7 protein-coding genes are annotated in these 7,051 nt (G+C 72.6%); 2 read left to right on the top strand and 5 right to left on the bottom strand.

The genetic code is table 11. The features are described 5' to 3' along the window. Positions 1–5: 5 nt before the first annotated feature. Positions 6–1,298, bottom strand: a complete 1,293-nt coding sequence (locus ACTIDRAF_RS26570) for an MFS transporter (protein WP_016696867.1) — start codon at positions 1,296–1,298, stop codon at positions 6–8. 177 nt (positions 1,299–1,475) lie between these two features. Next, positions 1,476–1,952 (bottom strand): DUF742 domain-containing protein, encoded by a 477-nt coding sequence (locus ACTIDRAF_RS33510; protein WP_016696868.1) that lies wholly within the window; start codon positions 1,950–1,952, stop codon positions 1,476–1,478. A 748-nt stretch (positions 1,953–2,700) separates the two neighbouring features. On the opposite strand from ACTIDRAF_RS33510, the gene ACTIDRAF_RS0201135 reads away from it, so the two are divergent. Continuing rightward, a complete protein-coding gene (locus ACTIDRAF_RS0201135; protein WP_016696870.1) occupies positions 2,701–3,537 on the top strand; it encodes a hypothetical protein in 837 nt (278 codons plus the stop codon). A gap of 15 nt (positions 3,538–3,552) precedes the next feature. Here the strand turns inward: ACTIDRAF_RS0201135 and ACTIDRAF_RS0201140 are convergent, their stop codons facing one another. Genes ACTIDRAF_RS0201140 through ACTIDRAF_RS0201150 form a run of 3 tightly spaced genes read right to left on the bottom strand, consistent with a single transcriptional unit; the run spans position 3,553 to position 5,789 of the window. Beyond that, the gene (locus tag ACTIDRAF_RS0201140) at positions 3,553–4,803 is read right to left on the bottom strand and encodes an MAB_1171c family putative transporter (protein WP_016696871.1); all 1,251 of its coding nucleotides are present in this window, start codon (positions 4,801–4,803) and stop codon (positions 3,553–3,555) included. A 6-nt stretch (positions 4,804–4,809) separates the two neighbouring features. Further along, positions 4,810–5,397: an ImmA/IrrE family metallo-endopeptidase gene (locus ACTIDRAF_RS26580; RefSeq protein WP_157162778.1), complete on the bottom strand. Its 588-nt coding sequence runs from the start codon at positions 5,395–5,397 to the stop codon at positions 4,810–4,812. Further along, positions 5,394–5,789 (bottom strand): helix-turn-helix transcriptional regulator, encoded by a 396-nt coding sequence (locus ACTIDRAF_RS0201150; protein WP_016696873.1) that lies wholly within the window; start codon positions 5,787–5,789, stop codon positions 5,394–5,396. The genes ACTIDRAF_RS26580 and ACTIDRAF_RS0201150 overlap by 4 nt, the downstream gene beginning before the upstream one ends. Before the next feature lie 370 nt (positions 5,790–6,159). Here ACTIDRAF_RS0201150 and ACTIDRAF_RS31675 point away from each other — a divergent pair, with 370 nt between their 5' ends. Next, positions 6,160–6,888, top strand: coding sequence for a GGDEF domain-containing protein (locus ACTIDRAF_RS31675; protein ID WP_016696874.1), 729 nt, complete (start codon positions 6,160–6,162; stop codon positions 6,886–6,888). Positions 6,889–7,051: the final 163 nt, after the last annotated feature.

The raw sequence follows: 7,051 nt of genomic DNA on the forward strand, positions 1-7,051 counted from the left end.
CGGCGTCAGGTGCCGCTGCCGGCCCGGGTGGGGGCGGGCCGGTCGGTCCCGACCGGCGAGAGCGCCGGTTCGAGGGCCACTCCGGCCGCCGGATCCGTACCGAGGCCCCGGACCGAACGGGAGGCCAGCAACGAGAGCACGGCCCCGCCCGCGAGGACGGTGCCGACCAGCAGCACCGGTGCCTCCCCGAATCGGAGCGCGAGGTAGCCGCCGGCGAGCTGGCCGACCGGGACCGCCGCCCGGGACACCAGCATGTCGTAGGAGATGACCCGGGACAGCACGTCCGAGGGCACGTTGCGTTGGAGGGAGGTCTCCCAGCAGACGATGAAGATCCCGCCGCCGACGCCGGCCAGGACCGCCGCGGGCAGGAGCACCGCCGGGTGCGGCGCGACCACGACCGCCAGGTACATCGGCACGAAGGTCAGGTGCAGGAGCAGCCCGGTGGCCAGCGGACGTCGAGGTCCCCAGTACAGCATCACCACGGTGCCCACGACCACGCCGGCGGCCTGGGCTCCGAGGGTGGCTCCCCACCACGCGCGTCCGACCGTGTCGTCCGCGATGCTCGCGCCCAGGGTGAGCCACGCTCCCGCCGTGACCGCGTGGACCAGGGAGAACGCCGAGACGACCTGCCACAGCCAGGGCCGGGAGGCGAACTCGGTCCAGCCCTGCCGCAGGTCGGCCACGATGCGCCCACCGCGTTCGCTCACCCGCTTGGGGAGGCGCATGAGCGCGAAGAAGAGGGCCGCGAGCAGCATGCAGCCGGCGTCGAAGGCGAGGACCCAGCCCGGCCCGAGCACGGCGACCAGCGCTCCACCCCCGGACGCGCCGATCACCGTGATCCCGCCCCTGCTGAAGCCGACCAGCGCGTTGGCGCGTTGCCAGAGCGTCGAGGGCAGGAGCTGGGGGACCATTCCGTTGGTGGCGGGCAGCGCGAACGCGGCCGCGATGCCGTTGACGGCCTCGATGGCCACCAGTTGACCCACCTCGCCCGTCCCCGTGATCACGAGGGCGGCCGCCGCGCCCTGGGTCAGGGCGGAGACCAGACAGCCGGCGAGGAGCACGAGATGGCGTGGCAGGCGGTCGGCCACCACGCCACCGACGAGCAGGAACAGCAACAGGGGGATGCTGCGCCCGGCCAGGACCAGCCCGACGTCCCCGGTGCTCCCGGTGAGGTCGAGCACCGCGAAGGTGAGGGCGACGGGAGCGATGGCCTCACCGAGCAGCAGGACGGACCGGCCGACGAAGTAGTTGCGGAAGGGGCGGGAGGACAGCGGGGCGAGCGCGCTGTTCGGGGTCATGGGCGTTCAGCCTGCTCCACCCCGCACCCGGCGGGCAAGCGCTTTCCCCCACTTGGTTGGCGGTGCCGCCGACCCGCCACCCTGCGACCGGCGCCGACCACGGGCGATCCGTCCCAGCGTTGCCCGTTGTGGCCGTTCCCCAGCCGCCCGGCGGGCCCCGCCACCGACGGGCCGGGCTCACAGCCTGCGCAGTCCTTCGAGGACCCGGAGCATCAGGTGGGTGTCGGGGCGCCCGGTCAGGGCGGCGGCCGGGTGCACGACGATGCTGCCCGTCTCCGCCATGTCCGCGAGGAGGACCTTCGCCACCCCCAGGGGGATCGCGAGTCGCGCGGCGACCTCGGCCACCGACAGCGGCTCCGAGCAGAGCTGGATGATGCCCCGGTACTCCCGGGTGAGGCCGTGGCGGCGCAGCGACTCGTCCCGGTCGCTCACCGACACCAGGGTCTCCACCCTCAGGTCCTCCCGCGCGCGCGTCCGCCCCCGCGTCCAGGCGTAGGGGCGGACGAGGGACGAGGACGCGGCCTCGGTCGCCTCCGCGCCGACGGGGCCGTCGTCCGAGGGCCAAGCCGGCTCGTCCTCGCCGGAGGACGAGCTCGCCGCCGACGTGCCGTGGTGCAACGCCTCGAAGGAGACGACCAGGTCCCCGGTGTTCACGACATCGCCTCCCGCCCGTCGCGGCGAAGCTCGGCGACGGTCCACGGCCGCGAACCGCGCCCCGGTTCGTCCGACCAGGTCGCCGGAGGGGGCCGGAGCGCCCGCACGCTCGCGCGCCGCCGGCGGTGGTGTGGCTCCGCCGAAGCGGTCTCCCGTGCGATCGAGGTCACCCGGCTGGCGATCACTCTCCGTATCCGATCCGGCCTCGATTGCCGACCGGTCGACGCGGGACCACGGACGTCGTTGGCTTCCGAACCTCGCGCCGGTACGACCAACGCGGTCCTCCCCCGTTCGCTCCGCCGGTTCCTCTGGCGGACGCGATCGACCAACCACCGAACTCCACCCCTCGCCTCTCGGAAAACGTCGAGCCGGGTGCACCGGAGGACACGCCGGCGGTGTCGAGGAGAATGAGGGCGCTGTCCTCCGGTGTTCACGGTAGTACCGAAGCGGGCCCGCGCATTACCGCCAAGTGCCGGTCGCGTTGTTCGCGGATGAACCACGCCGAGGTCTCCTCCGGGAGGAGGCCGCGGGCAAATTGCGAAACAATTTCACAATGCACGAATCCCACCGATCCGTTCCGCGTCCCTCCCGGCTCCACCGTTTCCCGCTGCTTCGGGACCGGCGGTGGCTCCACTGGTCCGGCCGGCCGCCTACCGCCCTCCGAACGGGGGATGTTCGGAGGCCCACCCGCCTCGCCGTCACCCAAAATCCTGTTGCTCCCCCGACTCCCACCGGCGACCATTCCTGGGTGCCCGAACTGACTCCCGAACGGTTCGCCGCGCTGGCCCGGTCCGCGCCCTGGCGCTGGGACCACCTCACCTTCACGGTGGGGTGGCCCGGTCGGGCACCGTCGGTCCGGGCCTGGACGAGTCGCCGGGGCGCCCTGCGGGTGGAGGCCCTCGACGGGCACCCGCTCCACGTGACGCCCGGACCCGCTCTCCCCGCACCCGGCAGGCCGTCCAGGGCCGCCGGGCGGTGGGGCCGCCGGCCAGCCGCCCGCCACCGCGACGGTGGAGGAACGTCGCCGGTCCCGGGCACGACCTCCGCCGCAGGAGAACGCGGCCTCCACCAGCCAGAACTCGACGAGGACGGTCTCGTGCGCCGTCGCCCGCCGCTGGGCTGGGGCGCGCTCGACGCCCCGATGTACCAGGACTACCGCTGGGTGGCGATGCTCGATCCGGTGGAACTCGCCGACGGCACCGACCCGGAGACCGGCGACTGGGCAGCGGCCACCAGCGTGCGCGGTCTCGCCGTCGTCGAGCACCACGGACGCACCGCCTGGGAGGCGGTGCTCACGCCGACCAGGTACTACGACCCCCGTTGTTCGTGCTGCCCGCTGCTGTTCTCTGCGGAGTCGGAGCGGATCGAGACCGAGGCGGGCGCGCCACCACCCGACCGAGGTCCCGGCTTCCGCCACGCGGAGGCCCACCGGGTCCGACTCGACGTCGTCACCGGGGTCTGCGTGCTCACCGAGGAGATCGGGGGCAGCGACGCCGGGACGCGCCACGACCTGCGGGTCGAGGAGGTCGACGTCCCGCCACCAGACGTCCTCTTCCGGGATCGGCCCGGCCGGCGCTCGCGCTGATCCAGGCGGGCGGGGTCAGACCGGCGCGGACACCCGCTGGTAGCGCTCGGCGAGGTGAGCGGTCAGCGGCGAGCGGTAGGCGTGGGACACCCGCTGCCACCACGCGATGTTCTCCGACAACGTGTGGTGGGAGTCCATCGGTCTCGCGCGTTCCCCCTCGGGCAGCACGGGGTGGTCGCCTTCCGCGCGCCGCAGGGCGACCGCGATCATCACCGCCTCGCTGATGGCCGCCGCCTGGTGCGCGTCACCGGTCTCGGCGTACGCCCGCTCGTAGGCCTCGGACCGGATCGTGTCCGAGAGGTGGCCGTGCAGGTACACCAGGACGTCCCAGCACTCGATGACCCGGTGGTAGAGGCGCAGGGAGAGGTTCCCGAGCGAGACGCGGTCCCAGAGGCGTCCCACCGGCGCGGGCAGGTAGCGGAGGACGAAGGGTTGGGGCATCGCCAGGACGACCTCGGGGCGGACCCGGGTGAGGGCCATCCACAGCGGGCCGAGCCGTCCGTAGGCCGCGCGGTGCCGGCCGAGGCGGACCGCCGCCGGCAGGCCGGTGGCGATGAGCGGCATCGCCAGGCCGGCGAAGAGCAGCGCCGCGCAGCACACGATCAGCATCCACTCCACCTGGTACTGGTCGTACGTCGGCTGCCACCCGCCCAGGACCAGGGCGAGGAACACGACCTTGTGCGCGAGGTAGCTGATGCCGACCACGCAGCCGAGGGCGATCAGCCGGAGGCCCCGTGCGGTCCACCGCCGGTCGCTGTGCCGGGCCCACAGCACGGCGAGCACGGCGATGGAGGCTCCCGAGAGTCCGACGTAGAGCGCATAGAGGATCATGGCGGCGGCGCTCCAGGGCGCCTCGGTCCACTCCGAGCGCATCGCGGCCGCCACGTCCGCGTCACCCGCCAGCAGCCCCAGCACCCAGCGGAGCAGGAGCACGCCGAGGAGGACCACACCGTGCACCAGGAGGCGCCGGGTGCGCGGCCGCCCCGGTTCCCACACCCAGCAGAGGAAGGCGGCGCGGAGGCAGAACAACGAGGTGAGCACGGCCGTGTGCTTGAGCGCGTAGGCGGCGGCCATCCCCAGCACCTGGTCCAGCCAGGGTGAGACCGCAGCGGACTCCATGACGAGCGCGGCGCCCATCGCGACCAGGAAGCCGCACATGGCGCGGATCGCCGACCGGTTGGTCCCGGGACGGCGTAAGTGGAGCAGTTTCAACACGCTGGCGGACACCGCGAGCCCGATCACCGCCAACTGGACGACATCCCGCATCGTCGATCATCTCCTTCGCTGACCGTGCTCGAACGCGGCGGTCATCCTGCTCAGCGGATCGGCGACGAGGGCCCGGGGTGCCCCCGCCGCCTCCCAGATCGTGTAGGCGAGCGTCTCGGCCTCCAGCTCGGCCTGGTCCGAGTAGTGGTCGCGGTGCAGCACCCGGGCCGGTACCTCCTCCGGCGGTTCCCCCTCCCGGCGCTCCGACCGCCTGGCGGCGAGCGCCGCGTCCGCCTCGGGAGGGGTCCGCCGCGGGGGCCCGGGTGGTGACAGACCGGGCACGGGAACGCCGCGGTGGTCGAGCAGCATGTGGGCGAGCTCGTGCAGGACGGTGTTCTCCTGGTGGAGCGGGCTGGAGGTGGCGTCGAAGACGACGATGTCGGTGTTCGCCTCGCGCACCCACAGGCCGGAGGCGATCGAGCGGTAGGAACTCATCGTGCGCGGCACCAGCCTGATGGGGCGGCCCCGGCGTTCGGCGACGTGCCGGGTGAACTCCGCGAGGTCCCAGGGGTCGGGAATCGTCAGGGTGGCGACCGTGGCGTTGGCCAGCCGCAGCGCCCGGGCCAGGTTCAACCGGGGTGGACGACGCCTCATCGCGGCCGGTAATCGCCGGTCTCGCCGGGCGGGTGCTCCTCCGCGTGGAGGTCGTTGATGAGCTGGAGCACCGCCTCCTGGCGTTCCGGGCTGAGGTCGGCGAACCTCCCCATCACCTCCACCTCGAGGGACGTGGGCGGCGCGTCGAAGTACACGGGGCTGACACCGAAGAAACGCGCGAGGCTGTTCTGCAATTCACGGCCGGGATTGCCGTGGCTGCCGTTGACCAGGTTCTGCAGGGTGCCGTGTGAAATCGTCACTCCGTCGGAACGCATTTGCCGGGTGAGGGCGCGGATACTGAGCTTGGGCTGACCGGTGCGCTCTTTGTAGTCGTCGATGAGCCGGTTCAGGGCTTCGGCGATGGTCCAGGACTCGCTGTCACTGACCGTCATGGCAACTCCCACGAAGCATCCCCCGATCGGGCGATACGCTCCGTGACTGAAATCCTTGACAGCCCATACTGGCGCTCCCTATCGTCGGGGGTAATGTTAAGAATACTAGTCAGCATTCGGAGAGCAGAGTAGAGCAGCAGGGCCGTGAGTCGCATCCACTCCCCCCGACCGGGGGTAACGGTGTCGGGGAATGGATACGCCTGTCCGGGCGACAACTCTAGATGGACGACGCGGCCGGTATTCGCGTGAACGCGAGCGGGGAACTCGTACGCCGCCCAACAGGGGGTCTCCGGATCACAGGGCAGGTGCCGGGAGGGGCAGGCATGATCAGGTGCAGGGGCGAGTTGACGGCGCACCCGGGCGGTGCGCGGTGACCTGGGTGATGGCGGCGCTGATCACCGGGGGTTGGATCATGTGGGCGCTGCACGCCGCCGTGCTGCAACAGCGGATTCGGGGGCTCGAACGGCGCAACCGCGCGCTGGTGGCGGCCGTCGAGGCGGGCAGGCGGTGCGAACGGACCGGTGTCTGGACCAGGGCCGCGTGGAGCAACGAGGCCCGCCCCCTCCTGGAGGAGTGCCAGGACCCCGCCGTCCTCTTCGTCGACCTGGACCAGTTCAAGCAGGTCAACGACACCTGGGGGCACTCCGCCGGGGACGCGGTCCTGGCCGTCCAGGCCGAACGGATCACCGAGGTCCTCGGGCCGACCGCCGTCGTCGGCCGGTTCGCCGGTGACGAGTTCGTGGCGGCGCTCCCGGAACTGGCCGACCCCGGGGTGCTGGACCGGCTGGTCGAGGCGCTGGCCGAGCCCATCCAGCTCGCTGACGGCGGTTGGCTGGCGCCCAGTGCCTCGGTGGGTGTCGCCGAGGTGTCCCAGATCCGACGGGTCACCCGGACCCAGCCCAGCCTCCCCCAGTGGGTCGGCGCGGCGGACGCGGCTCTTTACCAGGCGAAGCTCTTACGCGGCAGGTGGGTCAGGTACGAACCCTGGATGCGGACCGCCCAGATCCCCCGGCAACAGACCCCCCGCCAGTACCGACCGGCGCTGCCCAGTCCCCCGCGCATCGTGATGCCGGTGCGGGCGGCCTCCGCCCAGAGCTGACCTCCGCCCCGTCCCGCTGACGTCCACGGCGGACCACGGCGAGGACCGGACCAGGCCGCCTCCGCGACCGCTCCGTCCCCAAGGGATCCGGCGCCACCCGCGACGGGCGGCCCGGACCCCGGCGGAGGAACGCCCGAGGGGAGGGCGTGCCCGGTCGCCTCCC

Source organism: Actinoalloteichus spitiensis RMV-1378 (assembly GCF_000239155.1).
GTDB lineage: Bacteria > Actinomycetota > Actinomycetes > Mycobacteriales > Pseudonocardiaceae > Actinoalloteichus_B > Actinoalloteichus_B spitiensis.